The 16,866-nt window shown below is 71.0% G+C and carries 13 protein-coding genes and 2 pseudogenes; 8 read left to right on the plus strand and 7 right to left on the minus strand.

What is annotated here, in order from left to right; genetic code table 11:
- Positions 1-70: 70 nt before the first annotated feature.
- Both OHT52_RS21755 and OHT52_RS21760 read right to left on the minus strand, forming a co-directional pair.
- On the minus strand, positions 71-640 hold the full coding sequence (locus OHT52_RS21755) for a hypothetical protein (RefSeq protein WP_328721854.1): 570 nt from the start codon (positions 638-640) through the stop codon (positions 71-73).
- 507 nt (positions 641-1,147) lie between these two features.
- The gene (locus tag OHT52_RS21760) at positions 1,148-1,942 is read right to left on the minus strand and encodes an aminotransferase class IV (RefSeq protein ID WP_328721855.1); all 795 of its coding nucleotides are present in this window, start codon (positions 1,940-1,942) and stop codon (positions 1,148-1,150) included.
- Between the two features lie 1,718 nt (positions 1,943-3,660).
- On the opposite strand from OHT52_RS21760, the gene cutA reads away from it, so the two are divergent.
- The 3 genes from cutA (at position 3,661) to OHT52_RS21775 (ending at position 5,130) form a co-directional block, all read left to right on the plus strand.
- Positions 3,661-4,005: a divalent-cation tolerance protein CutA gene (cutA, locus tag OHT52_RS21765; protein WP_328721856.1), complete on the plus strand. Its 345-nt coding sequence runs from the start codon at positions 3,661-3,663 to the stop codon at positions 4,003-4,005.
- A 44-nt stretch (positions 4,006-4,049) separates the two neighbouring features.
- Complete coding sequence (locus OHT52_RS21770; RefSeq protein ID WP_328723841.1) at positions 4,050-4,541, plus strand: gamma-glutamylcyclotransferase family protein; 492 nt, start codon at positions 4,050-4,052, stop codon at positions 4,539-4,541.
- A 127-nt stretch (positions 4,542-4,668) separates the two neighbouring features.
- Positions 4,669-5,130: an NUDIX domain-containing protein gene (locus tag OHT52_RS21775; RefSeq protein WP_328721857.1), complete on the plus strand. Its 462-nt coding sequence runs from the start codon at positions 4,669-4,671 to the stop codon at positions 5,128-5,130.
- 27 nt (positions 5,131-5,157) lie between these two features.
- Here OHT52_RS21775 and OHT52_RS21780 read toward each other — a convergent pair whose 3' ends face one another.
- Positions 5,158-5,829: a hypothetical protein gene (locus OHT52_RS21780; protein WP_328721858.1), complete on the minus strand. Its 672-nt coding sequence runs from the start codon at positions 5,827-5,829 to the stop codon at positions 5,158-5,160.
- Between the two features lie 240 nt (positions 5,830-6,069).
- On the opposite strand from OHT52_RS21780, the gene OHT52_RS21785 reads away from it, so the two are divergent.
- Entirely contained in the window at positions 6,070-7,884 is a 1,815-nt protein-coding gene (locus tag OHT52_RS21785) for a subtype B tannase (RefSeq protein ID WP_328721859.1), read from the plus strand.
- Between the two features lie 120 nt (positions 7,885-8,004).
- Here the strand turns inward: OHT52_RS21785 and OHT52_RS21790 are convergent, their stop codons facing one another.
- Complete coding sequence (locus OHT52_RS21790; RefSeq protein ID WP_328721860.1) at positions 8,005-8,940, minus strand: GlxA family transcriptional regulator; 936 nt, start codon at positions 8,938-8,940, stop codon at positions 8,005-8,007.
- A gap of 71 nt (positions 8,941-9,011) precedes the next feature.
- Here OHT52_RS21790 and OHT52_RS21795 point away from each other — a divergent pair, with 71 nt between their 5' ends.
- The 3 genes and pseudogenes from OHT52_RS21795 to OHT52_RS21805 all read left to right on the plus strand — a co-directional run bounded on the left by OHT52_RS21795 (position 9,012) and on the right by OHT52_RS21805 (position 11,262).
- Complete coding sequence (locus OHT52_RS21795) at positions 9,012-9,347, plus strand: cupin domain-containing protein (RefSeq protein WP_328721861.1); 336 nt, start codon at positions 9,012-9,014, stop codon at positions 9,345-9,347.
- 161 nt (positions 9,348-9,508) lie between these two features.
- Positions 9,509-10,024 (plus strand): GNAT family N-acetyltransferase, encoded by a 516-nt coding sequence (locus OHT52_RS21800; RefSeq protein ID WP_328721862.1) that lies wholly within the window; start codon positions 9,509-9,511, stop codon positions 10,022-10,024.
- A gap of 466 nt (positions 10,025-10,490) precedes the next feature.
- Positions 10,491-11,262, plus strand: a pseudogene (locus OHT52_RS21805) (tyrosine-type recombinase/integrase).
- A gap of 148 nt (positions 11,263-11,410) precedes the next feature.
- Here the strand turns inward: OHT52_RS21805 and OHT52_RS21810 are convergent.
- On the minus strand, positions 11,411-12,592 hold the full coding sequence (locus OHT52_RS21810) for a 4-hydroxybenzoate 3-monooxygenase (RefSeq protein WP_328721863.1): 1,182 nt from the start codon (positions 12,590-12,592) through the stop codon (positions 11,411-11,413).
- A 236-nt stretch (positions 12,593-12,828) separates the two neighbouring features.
- On the opposite strand from OHT52_RS21810, the gene OHT52_RS21815 reads away from it, so the two are divergent.
- The gene (locus tag OHT52_RS21815; protein WP_328721864.1) at positions 12,829-13,383 is read left to right on the plus strand and encodes a TetR/AcrR family transcriptional regulator; all 555 of its coding nucleotides are present in this window, start codon (positions 12,829-12,831) and stop codon (positions 13,381-13,383) included.
- A gap of 84 nt (positions 13,384-13,467) precedes the next feature.
- Here the strand turns inward: OHT52_RS21815 and OHT52_RS21820 are convergent.
- Together OHT52_RS21820 and OHT52_RS21825 are read right to left on the minus strand one after the other, a co-directional pair.
- Positions 13,468-16,522, minus strand: a pseudogene (locus OHT52_RS21820) (Tn3 family transposase).
- 90 nt (positions 16,523-16,612) lie between these two features.
- On the minus strand, positions 16,613-16,792 hold the full coding sequence (locus OHT52_RS21825) for a DUF397 domain-containing protein (RefSeq protein WP_328721865.1): 180 nt from the start codon (positions 16,790-16,792) through the stop codon (positions 16,613-16,615).
- Between the last annotated feature and the right edge of the window lie 74 nt (positions 16,793-16,866).

Below are 16,866 nucleotides of genomic sequence, written 5' to 3' on the forward strand. Positions count from 1 at the left end.
GTACGGGGCTACGGACCGACGGGCGGGGCGACGGCCCCGGGAGGCCGGTCCCGCCCGTCGGTCGGACGGGTCAGCGGGAGTCCGCCGCCCGGCGCCGACGGGCCGTCCACAGCGCGCCGGCGCCGGCCGCGCCGAGCACGCCGAAGCCCGCGGCGATCCGGGTGTGGTCCGGTCCGACGCTGCCGCCCACACCGGTTTGGACGTGGCCCCAGGGCTGCTGGTCCTGCCCCTGGCCCTGATCCTGCTCATGGCCTCCGGAACCGCCGGTGACCGTCAGCCGGCCCCGGGCGTCCTTGCCGTTGTCGCAGGCGACCGCGATGTCGTAGGTCCCGGTCCGGGTGCCGCGCGGGACGGTGAAGTGCCCCGTCACGACGTCCTTGCCGCTGCCGGGGTAGAGCTCGAAATCCCCCGCGCCCAGGGAGTTCGCGTCGCCGACGCCCGAGCCGTTCTTGCCGCAGGCGGTGGTTTCCGCGGTGACCTTGGCGCCCGGAACGGCGGTGGACGGGGTGAGCTCCAGCCGGCCCCGGTCCCGGTCGGCGTCGTCCGCGTACGCGGACGGGGCGAGCAGGGCGAGGCCGAAGGCCGTGGTCGCGGCGAGCGCGACGGCGGTACCGGTGGTGGAGCGGAGTGGACGGAGCATGGGAGGTCCTCCGGGTGCGGGCGCGAGCAGAGCGGGACGAGCCCGGACCGGACGGGCCGGAACGGGACGGGTCCTGCTTCCGAGGTAACGGGCGGGCCGCCCCCCATGCCTGCTGACGCGCCTTCAGAAGTCACCCGTACGGACCGGCGCGGCACCCTTGCCCATGGTGATCGGCGCAGGTCGCGGCGGCTCCGGCGGGCGGCCCGGTCCACGTGGTGCGCCCGGGTGCCGAACGAGTGACACGCGAAACGGGGACGTGACGCAGGTCACATGCATGCTCTTCCGAGGGTCGGGCAGACGGTAGACATCCCCCCACGGGGTGGCACCCCCCCGCCACCCCCTGGCAACCGCCCTCACCGGCCCCACCCCCCCCGGGCCCGGTGAGGGCGTTGTCGCGTCCAGGGCCGGACGCCCGAGGCCGATCCGTAGTCGCCCATCCGTGGCCGCCCGCCGACGCCGCCCGTCGGTAGCCGCCCGTGTGACGCCGGGCCGTGGAGCCGGCCCGCGTCAGACCGGGTCGGCCGGGGTGTCCCGGTACACCTTCTCCAGCAGTTCCATCAGTCCGGCGTCCACCGGGTACGTCCGGTCGTCGATCCGGTGGACGGGGGTGATGGACCGGGAGTTGGTGACGAACGCGGCCGGGAAGGCGTCGAGGCTCTCCAGGGCCACCGGCCGGCGGACCGAAGGGGCCCCGGCCAGGGCGAGCCCCTCCTCCAGGAGCGCCATGGTGATCCCGATCAGCGCGGGACCGTTCGGCCAGACCACATGATCGCCGTCCCAGAAACCGACGTTGGTGACCGAGCCCTCGGTGACCACCCCGCCGGGGGCGGTCAGCAGTGCCTGGTCGTACCCCGACCGCACCGCCAGCCTGCCGTAGTAGGTCTGGCTGAAGTCGCCGGGCCGCTTGAGGTGCGGCAGATCGCGGGCGTACGGCACCGAGAGAAGACTCAACGGCGTCTTCGCCGGTCCGGCGGGCGGGGCCACCGTCACCATCAGCACCGTCTTCACCGCGCCCGGCGGCAGAAAGCCGTGCACCCGCACCGTGGCGTCCCGTACCCCCGCTCCCGACAGGGCCCCGCGTACCAGCCGGCGCGGCAGATCCGCCTCCAGGTCCAGGCCGAACAGCTCCTGGTTCGCGGCGCGCAGCCGGTTCAGGTGGAGGTCCCAGCCCCGTACGCGGCCGTCCACGACCTGGAAGGCGGTGAAGTGGCCGTAGCCGGAGAAGGCGGGAATCCGCAGGTCGTCCGGGGTGGCGGGGTGACCGTCGAACTCGACGTACGGGACGGGAGAGGGAGGGATCATGAAGTCCACGGTAATTCGTGAGGCCCCCCGGCCCGAAGTCGCCGGGGGGTGGCAGCCCCGAGGGGCGGGGAGGGGCGGCTCTCCCTCCTCGGGGGTGGCCCGTGATTCCGGGGGGTGTCCCGAAACGTCTGGCGGTGCGCGACGGGAACCGCGGCACACCGCCACGACGTCGGAACGCCCGCATCCGACGGGATGCGGGCGTCTCTCCGGCGTGCGACGCGTCGCATTCGATGGGGAGCGCCCTGTCCGTGGTGGCCGCCTACTCGTGCGACCCGCTCGACACGGAATTCGGCACGATTCGCCGTCGTGCGCGAAGGAGGGGGCTTTCGGCGGGACGCGGAAGACCTGCAAGGGGTATCCGGAAGATTATCGGGGCGGTTTCAGGGCGGTTTTCAGGCGGGGGTGCAGAATCCGGCCTCGGCGAGGGCCTCCCGGATGAGCTGGCGCAGGAATTCCGGACTGGGCGGGTCCCCCGGCTCCCCTTTCGGTCCGCGGGGGCCGCGAAGGCCCGCGGAACCTTCGGGGCCCGGGTCGCCCCGAGAACCCTGCGGCCCCCGAGGCCCGGCCGGGCCCTCCCGGCCGTCCGTTCCGGACAGCCCGTGGGCTCCTGGCTTTCCGTCCCTGCCGTCCCGGCCGGGCTGGCCCTCCGAGCCCGTCGCCCCCACGGGCCCCTCGGCTCCGACGGGCCCGGAGGGGCCCTCGGGGCCCGCCGGGCCTTCGATGCCGCGAAGCCCCTGCGCACCGGCAGGGCCCTCCGGCCCCGGTGATCCCGCAGGGCCGGTGGGTCCGCTCGGGCCGGTGGGCCCCGGAGGGCCGATCGGGCCCGGACAGCCCGCGCGACCGGCTGGGCCCTGAGGTCCGGGAGGCCCCTGCGGGCCGGCGGGGCCTTGCTCGCCGCCGGGTGGGAAGGGGTCGCACGTGGGGTCGGAGTCGTCGAGAGCGGGGGCTCGGGCGTCGCCGTCCTGCGGGGAAACGGGCGGATCCGAGGGGGTGGATTCGGAGGGGGTGGATTCGGAGGGGGTGGATGAGGACGCGGACCTGGGCGTCACGGCCATGCCGTCTCCTGGGCTCTGCGCACCTGCGGGGTGCAACCGGTGGGCGCCGTCCCGCCCGGGGATGGCGGGACGGCTGTGCGTACGGTCGGCGAGCGGCCCTTCATTTCCGTCGAGCGGTGAGAAATGGACCGTAAGGCGGCTCTCGCTTTCCGTGCTCATGGTGAATATTCCCTGGTCTCCCTTTCGGATAACCGTGCCGGGAGGGTGGCGTAAAAGTAGTATTTAGATAAAGGGTCAATTTCCCGCTGTATTTTCTGCGGCAATGTGGAGAGGGGTGGAGGAAAGTGGCGGGAAGGGAGGACGGACGATGGGGGCAGTGGTGGTTCGCGCTGAATCGATCATGGCGGAAATCGGCTCGTTCTCGTGAAGTGCGGAAACGAATATGCGAGCAATTGCCTGGGTCGCTGAATGAAGAGAAGACTGTTTCCGGCCATCCCCTGCCCGGGACGGGCTGCGGCTTCCCCTCCTCCTGGGCCCGCGCGATGTGGTGCTCCCGTGTTCGCCCCCGGCGATCCGGATGCCGGCCCCCTGAACGGCCGTCACCTCCGGGCGCCTCGGCTCCCGGTGTCCGGGCGGCGCGGGACGCGGTACGGACCGACAATCGGTACCGGACCACCGGGGCAGCCGCGCCCCGGAACCCGCGCACCCCGAGGAGAGCCCACCATGGCGACGCCACCGGCCGCATGGCTGACCGTGCAGACCACGACCGACAGCGAGGAGAAGGCGCGGGACCTGGCCCGGGGCGTGGTGGAGGCGCGGCTCGCCGCCTGCGCGCAGATCTCCGCGCCCATCACCTCCGTCTACCACTGGCACAACGCCGTGGAGACCGCCGAGGAGTGGCAGGTGCTCTTCAAGACGAGGGCCGAGCGCTACGACGAACTGGAGGAACACCTGCGCGCCGCGCACGACTACGACACCCCCGAGATCATCGCCACCCCGATCGTCCGGGGCAGCGCCCGCTACCTCGCGTGGGTGACCGACCAGACGTCCTCGACGGTGGAGCTGTGACGGCCACCGCCGAGTCGGCCGGCCCCATACCCGGCCCCGAACCCATACCCGGCCCCGAACCCGTACCCGGCTCCGGGGCGGTCCGCGCCGAGGGGCCGCTGCCCTTCTTCGTCTACGGCACCCTGCGGCCCGGCGAGTACAACCACGACCGGTACGTCCGGGGCCTCGACGTCCGGGAGCAGCCGGCGCTGCTGCACGGCGGGGCGCTCTACGACGGCCCCGGGTACCCCTTCGCCACCGACGGGGACGGCACGGTCCACGGGGCGCTGATCACCGCCGCGCCCGAGGAGTACGGCGGGCTGCTCGCCGCCCTGGACCGGCTGGAGACGTACCTGGGCCCGGAAGACCCCCGCAACCTCTACGAACGGGTCGCCCGGGACGTCGAGGTGCCCGGCTCCGGGACCGTCCGCGCCTGGGTCTACCTCGCGGCCTCGGCCGTCCTGCGCACGCTGCGCGCGAGCGGCCCGCGCATCCCGGGCGGCGACTGGCTGGACCACCGCCCTCCTCGCCCCGCCCCGGACCGGCGCACGCCGTGAGCGCGCCGCGCACGCACCGGGGGAGGGGCGTGTGCGGGACGTGAGGGGTCGCGCGGCGCTGTGAGGGGACCATGGAGGAGTGTTGCGGGTGAGGCAGTACCCATGACCCGCCGATGAAAGGTTCCCCATGCATCGACTCGTCGCGCAGCTCTGGCGGCTCATACGCGGTCCCCTCCAGTGGCGGGTCCTGTGGCTCGCGCACGCCAAGTTCAACGTGGGAGTCACCGGGGTCGTCCGGAACGACGCCGGTCAAGTCCTCTTGCTGAAGCACCGGTTGTGGGCCGCGCAGCACCCCTGGGGGCTGCCGACCGGCTTCGCCGTCAAGGGCGAGGAGTTCCCGCTCACGGTGGTCCGCGAGGTGAAGGAGGAGACCGGGCTCGACGTGGAGCCGGGGCGCCTGGTGCGGCTGAAGAGCGGCTACCGGCTCCGCCTCGAAGTGGCCTACGAGGCGCGGCTCGTCGGCGGAACTCTGAAGATCGACGACTTCGAGATCCTGGAGGCGAGGTGGTTCGACGTGGACGCGCTTCCCGCGGCGATGCAGGAGTCCCACCGGGAGCTCGTCCGGGGCGCCGGCGACGACGCGCTCTGAGGTCGCGGGGCGGGGAGGTCGGGTGTCTCACTCCCCGGTCTCGGTCGCGTTCCACTTCCGCCACGCGTGAACCGTGCTGGACGCGTCGGGGTGTTCGAGGGCCCAGAGCACGTACCCGGCGTTCCGCCGCGCCCAAGGCGTGTCCGACCCGGCGACGGCTTCCAGTCTGGCGCGCAGATCCGCACTGTCCACGGCCCGGGCGACACGGACGTACTCGCGGTCCTTGCAGCGGTACGGCCTTTGGACGACGACCTCCACGAGGTCGGTCAGCTTCGACCTGACCGTTTCACCGTGGCCGGCGACAGCCAGGCCCCGCAGGAGGCCCTGCTTCGTGCCCCAGTCCTTGGCGTGCCGGGTCCAGTCCCTTGGATACCTGGCCTCCCACTCGAGGAAGAGCAACGCGTAGGGCAGCCCCGGCCATGCTCTGATGTCGCCGGACGGGCGATGCCACACCGCGTGGGGCAGCGAGTGGCTCCGGGCTTCGTCGTACGCCCCCTGCGCCCGCAGGCGGGCCCGCTGCCGCCATGGCATCCATCGCCCGAACCGTGCCGTCGAGCGCCACGTCGCGTACATCCGGTCGCGGGCCCTGTCCGTAGCTCTCCGGGTGTCGGCGCACAGGGCTGCCGCCGCGCTCCGTTCGCCGGGATCGTCGGCCGTCAATCCGGATGCCCAGCCCAACCGCTCTTCCCAGCGGCGCATTTCGGCATCGTCGGCAGCTCCGGCATCAGGCGGTGTCATGGGGGAGATCTTCCCCCCGGGCGCAGACCGGCCCGCCCCTCCGCCCTCACAGGGAATCCTCAGTCGACCAAAATGTTGGCGATATCGCTGGGAATATTGTCAACAATCCCGTAGCGTGCGTCCCGCTTCGGCCCTGAGGCCGGAGTTCCGACGAAGTGCCCTGTGCGCGAACGCACTTGGCGCTCGACGAGGGGAGACCCCATGCAGCGGATCTCGGCGCCCAACGGGTGCGAAGCGCCCGAACACTCCACCGCCGTACGGAAGACACGGCGTTCCGTATCCCGTAAGAACCTCCTGAGGGGCGTCGCGGTCGCGGGCTCGCTCGCCCTCACGGCTCTCGCCGTACCGTCCTCCTTCGCGGCGGCCGGCAAAGGCGCCCCGGCCCAGGCCTCGAAGCGGGCCCATGCCGTGGACGCGGAGGACGCCGCCCTGGCCTTCGACTCCGCCGCCTACACGACGATCACCGTCACCGTCGACGGCCAACCGATGAACGTGCGTTGGTACAAGGAGATCTGCTACGTCGCGAAGCCCGTCGAGGCGGCGGCGCAGCAGTCCGGCGGGTTCGGGAACACCACCATCTCCAACACCGCATGCGGCTACCAGGCCATGAACGTGTTCGTCCCCGAGAGCGCCTTCGGCAACCAGCGCGCGCCGATCTACTTCGCCGTGAACAACAGCGGCTGGATGGCCAGTTACATCAAGGCGAGCGTCACCGGCGGCGCCTCCTACAACAGCGCGACGAGCAACGTCGGCGCCGCGCTGAAGGCCGGGTACGTCTTCGCCGACGTCGCCAACCGCAGCCGCGGGCTGCTCGGTGCCGACGGTACGGCCCCCGGCAAGGCCCCCGCCGCGGTGGTCGACGCCAAGGCGGCCGTGCGCTACCTGCGCCTCAACGACGCCGCCATGCCCGGCAGCGCCGAACGCATCGTCATCAACGGCACCAGCGGCGGCGGCGCGTTGGTGTCGATCCTGGGCGCCTCCGGCAACAGCGCCGAGTACGACCCCTACCTCGCCGAGATCGGCGCCGCCGGCATCGACGCGAAGGGCCGCAGCACCCTGCGCGACGACGTCTTCGCCGTCAACGCGTACTGCCCGATCACCGACCTGGGCAACGCCGACAAGGCGTACGAGTGGCTGTACGACATCCTCGACACCCGCGCGGACACCGGCCAGAACCCGTCCCCCGAGGACGCCGCCGCGATCGCCGCGCAGTTCCCCGCGTACGAGAAGAGCCTCGGGCTCCGCAACCCGGACGGCTCGAAGCTCACCGCCGCCAACATGATCGACACCATCAGGAAGGAACTCGTCCGCTCTGCCGAGACCTACCTGAAGGCCGATCCGGCGAACGCGATTCCCGCCCTCGGCTCCACCTTCGACCTCCAGTCCGGCGGCGGCTTCCCCGGCGGCACGCCCACCACCAAGTCGTACGTCAACGACTGGATCGACGTCGACACCGCCACCCGCACGGTGCGCTCGGTCGACATGAAGAAGTACCTCGCGTTCGTCGTCGCCCAGGCCACCCTGAAGACGACCCCCGCCTTCGACGCCGTGGGCGTCAACGGCAACACCACCAGCGGCACGGAGACCAACCTCTTCGGCCCGGCGACGCAGAAGTACATGAACTACACCCAGTACAGCTGGGACCACAACGACGTCCCCGGCGACGGCAGCGGGATCGACGACACCGGCCTGACCTGGGCCCAGTACACCGCCAAGCGCTCCACCACCGTGGACGACCAGATCCACCTCATCGACCCGATGGACTTCATCGGCACCGGCGCCGACACCGCCGCCCACTGGTACGTCCGCGCCGGCACCCGCGACCGGGACACCGCGTTCACCGTCTCGCTCAACCTCGACCGGGCGCTCGAAGCGGACAAGCAGGTCGAGGACGTCGACTACCGGCTCGCCTGGAACCAGCCGCACGCCGGGAACTACGACGTACCCGAGGCCATGGCCTGGATCGCCAAGGTCGTCCGCAAGGCGGGGGACCCGCTGGGCGCCGGTCGCCGCTGACGGAGCCTGGCCGTCGCGGACGGGCGTGCACCCCTCGTCCGCGACGGCCGACCGTGCCGGGCACCGCCCACGGCATGTTCTGAGAGCTGTGCCGCCCGCCCTCAGGGCCTGTCGTCCGGATCACAGGACCCGGAAGGTTCGCCGGTAGGCGCCCGGGGTCGTACCCGTCCGGGCGCGGAAACGGCGGCGCAAGTTGACCGCGGAACTGAGGCCGACACGGGCCGCTACCGCCTCGACCGGCAGGTCCGTCTCCTCCAGCAGGGTGCGCGCCGCGTCTATCCGGCGGGAGAGCAACCACGTACCCGGGCTCGTGCCGAGCCGGTCCGCGAAGCGCCGGGCCAGGGTGCGGGGCGATACGCCGAGGTGAGCGGCCAGATCGTCCACCGATATCGGTGTGCCGAGGCGCTCGTCGGCCCATTCGAGCAGGCCGTCGAGCGCATCCCCGGGTGGCGCGGGCGTCGCGTACCGCGCTCGGCCGCCCTCGCGGTGCGGCGGCATCATCATGTGCCGCGCGAGCAGGGCGGCGTACGGGGCCCCGTGGTCCTTCCGGACCAGCCGCAGGCACAGGTCGAGCCCGGCGCCAGCGCCGGCGCTGGTGGCGACATCACCGTGATCCACGTAGAGCCTGTCCGGCTCCACGCGCACCAGGGGAAACTCACGGCGCAACTGCTCGGCGCGCGCCCAGTGCGTGGTGGCCGAACGGCCGTCCAGCAGCCCGGTGCGAGCCAGCGCGAACACCCCTGAGCAGATCGTCACCAGACGGGCCCCGCGCGCGTGCGCCCGCACCAGCGCCCGGCGCACGACGTCGGAGAGGGACTCCTCCACAGGCAGCCAGCCCGGGATGATCACGGTGTCCGCGGCCTGGAGCGCCGACAACCCGTTCGACACGGATATCGCGTACCCAGCCGTGGTCGGCACCGGGCCCGGTGTCTCCGTGCACGTCTCGAATGCGTAGTACTGCGGTAGGCCCGACCGCTCCGTGCCGAAGACCTCGACGGCGCAGCCGAGTTCAAACGTCGACTGCACGGGTCGCACCAAAACCACCACGCGATGCATGGCAGGAAAGTACCCCACCGTGTCCACCGGGGCTCTGTCTTCGCACCGCCCGGCACGGCACCGTTGCAGGCATGCATCCTGAGATCCTCGCGCAGGAGGGCTACACCTCCGCCTCAGTCGACGAATCCCCGGTCCGTGAGCTCTTCCCAGGCATCCGGTTGCGCCCCCTCTGGCGAGGGCAGGATGGTGCGCACGCCAATGTGCTGGAGATGGAAGCGGGGACCTCATGGCCACGACGTGACGTCCACGAACCCGGCCCGGAGGAGGTCTACGTGCTCAGCGGCACCTTCAACGACGGAGCACGCGACTATCCGGCGGGCACGTTCCTGCATGCCCCGGCCGGCTCGTGGCACCTGCCCTCGACCACCAGCGGCTGCACGCTGTTCCTCTTCTATCCGGAGGGCTGAATGCTCACCCGCAGTCTGCCTCCGGCCTACGACGAGAGGGCCAGGTCCACCACACCACCGTCACCCCGCAGTGATCAGTCTCTGGCTCCGCCCGTGAGTCAGCGTGTTCGCAGGCCGGGAAACGCGTTGTCGTGCCGTGGTCGCTGTCGCATGCTCGGTCTGTGACTGCCGAAAACGACCACACCGGAACGCCCCTCACGCTGTCAGTGCGGGTGCGCGATCTTCTGCCGGGAGACCTCCCGGCCTGTACCTGGTCGGGTTCGGCTCTCCATCTCCGCCACGTGGAAAAGGAGTTGGCCCGCGCGGTGGCGGGTGAGGTGGACTACCTGGCCGTCTGTACTCCGGCGGATCTGCCGGTGGCGATCGGCGGCATCGACTACCAGGTCTCCGAGGGCGCCGGAACCCTGTGGCAGTTCGCCGTCCTGCCGGCACTGCAGTCCTGCGGCTTGGGCACCCTGCTCGTCCGGGCCGCAGAACAACGGGTCCGGGACCGTGGGCTGCACAGGGCCGAACTCGCCGTTGAGGAGGACAACCCCCGGGCACGAGCCCTGTACGAGCGTCTGGGCTACGTCGCCTACGGCCGGGAGGCGGACGCTTGGGACGAGGAAGGGCCAGACGGGACGATCCGCCGCCACGAGACGATGTGCCTCCTCATGCGGAAAGACCTGTTGACGTGACCCCGGTAGCTGCTCGAAGCGGGGCGCGCGATGTGGCGTCGCACGCCCGGCGGTCGAGGGACCGGCGTCGGTCGGCGGACGGACCTCGTGGCCCTCGTGACCCCGACCCCCGCCACGATCCTCCGGCCACCGCCCCGGCCCCGGATCCGCCGGACGAAGCGGGCGGCCCAGCTGCGTGCCGCACGTCAGACGGTGCCGAGGTCCCCGGCCTTGAGGCCTGCCAGGAATGCGGTGAACGAGGTGGCGGAGATGTCGAGTACGGGGTCTGAGGAACATCTGTGTCAGATCGTGCGCTAAGCGTTCGTTGATCCTGGTGGGCGGCTGACGGAGCATCGGCTGTGGGGCCGGTCTGAAGTCGTTCCACGGATAACGCCCTATTATCTGTGGGAGATTGGTTCGTTACCTGCGGTGACGTCCGCCGGGCTGTACATGAAGCGGCCCTGTTATCCGTGGCAAGGGGGAAGCGGTGCCCACTGTCGTACAACTGCCGGCAGGGAAGGCGTTGACCGTCCGGGCGACGGCTGACGCCTTCCTCGGCTCGCTCCGCAATCCGAATACCGTCCGCAGCTACGGAGTCGGCGTCGGCAAGACAGCCGAGCAGATCGGGGAGGCTCGCCCGCTGAGGTCGGTCGCGGACGACGAGATCGGCGAGGCCCTGGAACTGCTGTGGGGCGCCGCGGCGGTCGCTGTATGAGACCGCCGCCCGCACGGAGGAGGTCCTCGGCGTGAACATCGAGGACCTGGACCTCGGTGGCCGCCGCTGTTCGGTCAAGGCCAAGGGCGCCCGGAGCAAGGCCCGACGCCGGGGCCAGGCCCGTGAGGACTTCGTGCTGGAGACCGTTTACTGGGACGCTGGTACAGCCCGGCTTCTGCCCCGCCTGCTGCGTGGCCGTTCCCGGGGCCCGGTGTTCGTCACCCACCGCCGCCCCGGTCCGGGGAAGGTCGTCAACCCGCGTGACGTATGCCCGGACACCGGTCTGGCCCGCCTCTCCTACGGCCAGGCCCGTGCACTGCTGGATGAGCACACGGCTGTGCGGGGGCCCGGTACCGGCTGGGACTTGCACGAGTACCGCCATTCCGCTCTGACCCATCTGGGGGAGCAGGGGGCGTCGCTGCTGATGCTGATGGCGAAGTCGAGGCACAAGAAGCCGGAGAACGTGCGCCGATACTTCAAGCCCTCTGCAGAGGCAATCGCGGAACTGACCAGTCTGCTCGCCCCGGGAGGCAGCAGCGGATGAAGCTGCGCCACCGAACCGTCACGGCACGGTGTTCATGACCAGCACCTGCGGGGGCCGGAACGGGGAACCCCGTTCCGGCCCCCGCAGGTGCTGGTGGCTCGGCTGCTCATGCCTGCAAACTCTGTTTACTCGGCCAGGAGATGGAGGCTCAGTTCAAGCCGGTGAGGAACTCACCGAAGAGCCGGTTGGCGGTCTCGGAGTCGTAGAGGCGTTCGAACTCGGCGCGTGCGAGGCTGCGCCGGAACTCGCCGTGGTAGGAGACGTCTCCCGCGTCGTGCATGAGGTCGGTGAACCATGCGGCGTACGCCTGGTAGTTCCACACGTGCTTCAGGCAGGTGGCGGAGTACGCCTCCAGCGGGCCCGCGTCCTGCTCCTTGACCTGCTTCAGGACGGCTGTGGCGAACACGTCGGCGTCGTGCAGCGCCAGGTTCATGCCCTTGGCGCTCATGGGCGGCACGATGTGCGCGGCGTCACCGAGCAGGTACAGGCGGCCGTAGCTCATCGGGTCGTAGACCACGCTGCGCAGCGGCACCAGCGTCTTGCTGGTGATGGGTCCCTTCGCGGTGACCGGTTCGCCGAAGCGTGCCTCGATCTCTTCCCAGATCCGGTCGTCCGTCCACTCCTCGACGGCGGTGTCCAGCGGGCACTGGAGGTAGAAGCGGCTGGCCTGGGGGCCGCGGGCGAACTGGCCGGCGAATCCCCGGTCGTGGATCGCCATCATGGACTGGTGGTTGGCGGGGGCGTCGGCCAGGACGGTCAGCCAGGCGTACCCGTACTCGTGGGACTGGCGGGTGAGTACGTTGTCGGGGATGCTCGCCCGGCTGACGCCGTGGTCTCCGTCGCAGCCGGCGATGAAGTCGCAGGTGATGGTCCGCGTCACGCCCGTGCTGTCGCGGTAGCGCACCTGGGGCCGGGGGCCGGTGAGGTCCTCCAGTTCGACGTCCTCGGCTTCGAAGCGGAGGTCGCCGCCGTCGCTGACGAAGACGTCGATGAGGTTGCGCACGAGGACCTGCTGGGGGCAGAAGCGTCCGTCGACGTGGTCGTCGGTCACGTACCGGAAGGGTCGCGTCTCGCCGTCGACGCGGAAGTTCAGCACCGGCGCGAAGGGGGCGCCGTCGAGGACCCGGTCCTCCAGGCCCCACTCGCGGAACATGCGCGCGGCCCTGGGGTCGATGACCCCCGCGCGCTGGCGCTGCTCGACGTATTCGCGGCTGTGCCGCTCCAGTACCACGCAGTCGATCCCGCTGCGCAGGAGGAAGTTGCCGAGGGCGAGCCCGGCGACACCCGAGCCCACGATCACGACAGTGGTGTTCTCGTCCGTTACGGACATGGTTGGTTCTCCTTGTGTTTTCTGCTGGCCCGTGGGGAGGGCCGTTGCCACGCCGGCGCCCTGAGGGCCTGCGGTTGGGAGGGCTGTGCGCTCATCGGCCCGTTCTGTTCAGGGCGCTCGTCGGACATGGGGCGTCCCGCGCGTTTGGCACAGCGGGGCGAAACCCCCTACCCTTAAGCGAAGTCTCCACTACGCATCATACGTAGTGTCCACTACGTTTGCAAAAGGGGTCGGTTATGCGCCGCGACGGAGCCGCCAACAGGGAGAAGGTCCTGCTGGCCGCCGAGCATGTGTTCGCCGAGAAGGGGGCCGCCGCCTCCACTGATGAGGTCGCGCAGCGGGCCGGGGTCAGCATCGCCACCGTCTTCCGGAATTTCGCCACCAAGCAGGACCTCATCGAGGCCACCGCGTGCCGCTACCTGGAGAAGCTGACCGCCCAGGCGCTGGCGCTCGCCGAAAGCCAGGACGCCGGAAAAGCCTTCGCCTCCCTGATGAAGTCCCTCGCGGCGGCCGGGCCGGTGAAGATGACCCTGCTGGACCTGTTGCCCCCGCACGACGACGACGGCCAGGGCTTGTCCCGGCCGGTCACCGAGGCCGCCGACGCCTTCCGCGCGGCCCTCGAAGGCGCACTCCACCGCGCCCAGGCCGCCGGCGCCGCGCGCCCCGACGTCACCGGCGACGACGTCTCCCTCCTCCTGCGCGCCCTCGCATACGCCACGGACCTCAGCGAAGGCGAGGCACTCGACCGGGCCGTGGGCATCGTCCTCGACGGCCTCGGCGTACCGCGCTGACACCTGACCCCTTCCGTCCAGCCCGGCCCGCGCGCCCGGCCCCACAGGGATGCACCGTCCGGCGCCGGCCCCACCGCTGCCCCGTCACAGCTCGTCCACGGCGGTCTTGTCGCGCAGGGGCCGCAGGCCACCGGGCAGGTCGGGGAGCTGGAAGGAGTACCGGCCGAGCACGTTGATGTGATGTCGCACGAACGGGGAGAGCCGGGCGAGATCCTCGTCCCGGACCCCGAAACCGTCACTCCGGAGCTGGGCTACGGCGGCGTCCATATAGCGGGTGTTGAACAGTACGAGTGCGTTGAGGACGAGGCCCAGCGCGCCGATCTGGTCCTCCATGCCGTCCTGGTAGAGCTGCCCTGCCCGGCCGTGGAAGATCTTCCGGGCGAGCGCGTGGCGGCCTTCCTGGAGGTTGGCCTGCACCTTGATCTGGCGGCGGTATCCGGGCTCGTCGGCCAGGCGCAGGATGTGCAGGGTTTTCGCGATCCGCCCGTAGTGCGCGATCGCGTCGCCAAGCGGGGTGGGGCGACCGTCGCGGGACAGCATGCGGATGACGTCGTAAGCGCGGACGGCTCCGGTGTGGATGGAGCCGATGATCCGCAGGATGTCCTCCCAGTGCCGCTCGATGCGGGCGAGGTCGACCCGGCCGCGGGCGGCGTCCTGGAAGGCGCCGTAGTCGGCCGTGCGGTCGATGCGCCACATCTTCTGGTCCGGCAGGTCCGCGAGCTGCGGAGCGTAGGCGAACCCGGCCAGGGTGAGAAGGCCGAACACGATGTCGCTGTAGCTCGCGGTGTCGGTGACGATCATCTCCGGGCGCTTGCCGCCATCGCGGTCGTAGAGCACATCCAGTACGTACAGGGAGTCGCGCGGGGTGCCAGCCACCACCTTCCCGCCCAGTCCTGCGGCCTGGTCGTTGATCATGTTGAGCCAGGTCGCCCCGCCCCGGCGCCCGAAGTACTTGGGGTTCGGCCGCGCGTACACGCCGGGGACGGGAACGACGAACCGCATCCCGTCCACCGAAGCGACCAGGCCCCCGCCCCACGCCTGCGCGAGATCGATGGACGCCTGGTGCTCGATGAGGGTCGCGTTCGCGGCCCGGTAGGTCGCCAGCCGCAGATACGTCTGGTCCACGTGGGACAACCTGCCGTACTTCAGCGCATCCGCGCCGCCCATCACCGGGGTGTAGCCGACGTTGCAGCCATGGGCGACCAGCAGCGCCGCGATCGTCACAGGCAGGTCCTTCAGCCTCGCATCACCGCCGGTGACCGAGGTGAACGCCTGGTCGGCGCCGGTCCAGGAGAACACCTCCAGCAGCACCTCGGGCAGGTCTACTCTCGGCAGCATCGCGTTCACCGCGGCCCGCAGGTCCAGCAGGGACGCCGGTTCGGGCTCCGGCTCCAGGGCGGCGAAGTGCAGACGGCCGTCGCCGTCGAAGACGATCTGCGCGTTGTCCGGGACCCGGGCGGCGACCTCCCGGTAGGTGCCCTCCAGCAGCGCGGCCCGCGCCGCCAGGTGCCCGCCCGCCTCCCCGGGCAGGTTAAGCGAGGCCAGCACGGTCGGCCTTGCCTGCTTCCATGCCTCGCCGGCCAGCAGCTTCGCCCGCGGGTCGCCCCACTTGGAGGAGTTGCGGGCGAAGACCTGCTTGCTGCGCAGCATCCGGTGCAGGTGCTCCAGCACGCAGAACGTGTACGCCCTCCAGTCCACCGTCCCCGGCTCCAGGTGGGGCGCGGCCAGGACCGGACGCCGCCAGGAGCCGGTGAGCAGACCGGTGTCGATCTCAGCCGGGCCGACCTTCTTGCGGCCCATCAGCCCCGGCAGCGACAACAGCGCGCCCAGCACGGCCTCACCCTCCGGGGTGGCGTCGAAGTCCACCACGCTGACCAGCAGCTTCAGGAACGGACGGACGGTACCGAACCGGTTGATCAGCATGGCCCGCCATGCTTCGTCGGCGTCGGAGTCCAGCGGCGGGGTCAGTTCGAACAAGGCGGCGATCGCCGCCGCCAGCTCGTCGCGGGGCACCACCTGCTCGATGGCCGCCCACATCGCGTCCAGGCTCGCCACCTTCGGCGGGGCGATCTCCCCGGTGTCGGTGTCGACCTGCTCGCTCGTGGTGTCGAACACGACCTGGAAGGCGGTCGCCAGCTTCACCGACGCCCGCTCGACCCGCGGCAGTGTCTTCAGCTTCTCCTTCGCGCTCTCCCGCTCCGCCCGGGCCAGCAGCTTCGTCGCGATCAGCACCTCCAGCAGGTCCAGTGCGTCGTCCACCGCCCGCGACGTGAGGTAGACCGCGGTGGCCAGCAACGTCGCCAGCCGCCAGCCGCCGGGCGTCGGAGTGCCGGCGCAGCAGCGACGCCTTGCCGTCCACCCCGTACCGGGACAGCTCCGCCAGGCGCCGCGGCGGTATCCCCGACACGTCCAGGGCGCCCATCCCGAGCGCGGCGATCTCCTCCGCCCGCTTCAGCGCCCGCCTCATCTGCGGACCCGACACCCGCACCGGACCGCGCCGCAGCCGGTCCAGCTCCGAAACCCGCTCACCGGGCGCCACCGTCAGCAGCGAGTCCAGCACCGCCCGCTGCCCGACGCTCAGCATCCCGTACAGGGTGTCCCACAGCCGCTGGTTCGCCGCCTCCCGCACCGTGCCCACCAGCCGGGCCAGTCGACTCGCTCCCGGCAGCAGCACCCGGCCCTCGCGCAGCCACCCCGCTGCCGCGTCGAACAACGCCTTCGGCCCGTCCCCCGTCGTCCATGCCCGCGCGTCCAGCCAGCCCGCCAGCTCCTCGCGGACCTCGGCGAAGTCCCGCCAGCCCCCGGCTTCCTGGATCTCCCCGGCGTGCGTACGGGCCGTGCCGTCCCGCTCGCCGTACAGCTTCAGGCACGAGGCGTCCGCGATCTCCAACTGCCCGGCCAGATACTGGGCCATCTCCGCCGGCACCTGCCGCGGGTCCGGCATGAACCGGCCCAGAAAACGCACACTCGTCAGCTGAACCGCGTACCCGAGCCGGTTGTGCGACCGCCGCTTGGCCTGCACCGCCTGCCGGTCCGCGTCGTCCAGGAAAAAGTACCGCTCCAGCTCCGCCCGCGAAGGCGCCTCGCGGAACGACCCATACCGGGCCGCCTGCTCATCCGTCAGGAACTCGACCGCCACAACAGCTCTACGAAGATCGACAACAACGACCCACGAAGGCTCCGACGCTCAATCACCCCAGGTCAAAGCACGAAACAACCCAGCGATCCCTTAGCGCACGATCTGACACGGATGTTCCTCAGCCCCCAGTACCGGGCCGCTCGTGTGCTTGGAGTCGCGGATGGGGACTGTGTGGTGGGTGGCGACGAGGTTGGTGGCGACCTCTACGCAGGCGCCGCCATTGTTGCTGTAGGAGGACGTGAACCAGTAGGGGGAATCGTCGGCAGTCACCGGATTGCCTCTCGTCTCTGTCGGTTGGAGTCACGGGGCGCGGTCACCTGGAGTGACGCTTTGGTCTGCCCCGC

The sequence above is a fragment of the Streptomyces sp. NBC_00247 genome, assembly GCF_036188265.1.
Lineage (GTDB): Bacteria > Actinomycetota > Actinomycetes > Streptomycetales > Streptomycetaceae > Streptomyces.

What these genes read in the sequence shown, in the direction of transcription:
- OHT52_RS21785 (WP_328721859.1), top strand. Translation starts at nt 6,070, where the DNA reads ATGCAGCGGATCTCGGCGCCCAACGGGTGCGAAGCGCCCGAACACTCC.
- OHT52_RS21795 (WP_328721861.1), top strand. Translation starts at nt 9,012, where the DNA reads ATGCATCCTGAGATCCTCGCGCAGGAGGGCTACACCTCCGCCTCAGTC.
- cutA (WP_328721856.1), top strand. Translation starts at nt 3,661, where the DNA reads ATGGCGACGCCACCGGCCGCATGGCTGACCGTGCAGACCACGACCGAC.
- OHT52_RS21790 (WP_328721860.1), bottom strand. Translation starts at nt 8,940, where the DNA reads ATGCATCGCGTGGTGGTTTTGGTGCGACCCGTGCAGTCGACGTTTGAA.
- OHT52_RS21760 (WP_328721855.1), bottom strand. Translation starts at nt 1,942, where the DNA reads ATGATCCCTCCCTCTCCCGTCCCGTACGTCGAGTTCGACGGTCACCCC.
- OHT52_RS21780 (WP_328721858.1), bottom strand. Translation starts at nt 5,829, where the DNA reads ATGCGCCGCTGGGAAGAGCGGTTGGGCTGGGCATCCGGATTGACGGCC.
- OHT52_RS21815 (WP_328721864.1), top strand. Translation starts at nt 12,829, where the DNA reads ATGCGCCGCGACGGAGCCGCCAACAGGGAGAAGGTCCTGCTGGCCGCC.
- OHT52_RS21775 (WP_328721857.1), top strand. Translation starts at nt 4,669, where the DNA reads ATGCATCGACTCGTCGCGCAGCTCTGGCGGCTCATACGCGGTCCCCTC.
- OHT52_RS21755 (WP_328721854.1), bottom strand. Translation starts at nt 640, where the DNA reads ATGCTCCGTCCACTCCGCTCCACCACCGGTACCGCCGTCGCGCTCGCC.
- OHT52_RS21810 (WP_328721863.1), bottom strand. Translation starts at nt 12,592, where the DNA reads ATGTCCGTAACGGACGAGAACACCACTGTCGTGATCGTGGGCTCGGGT.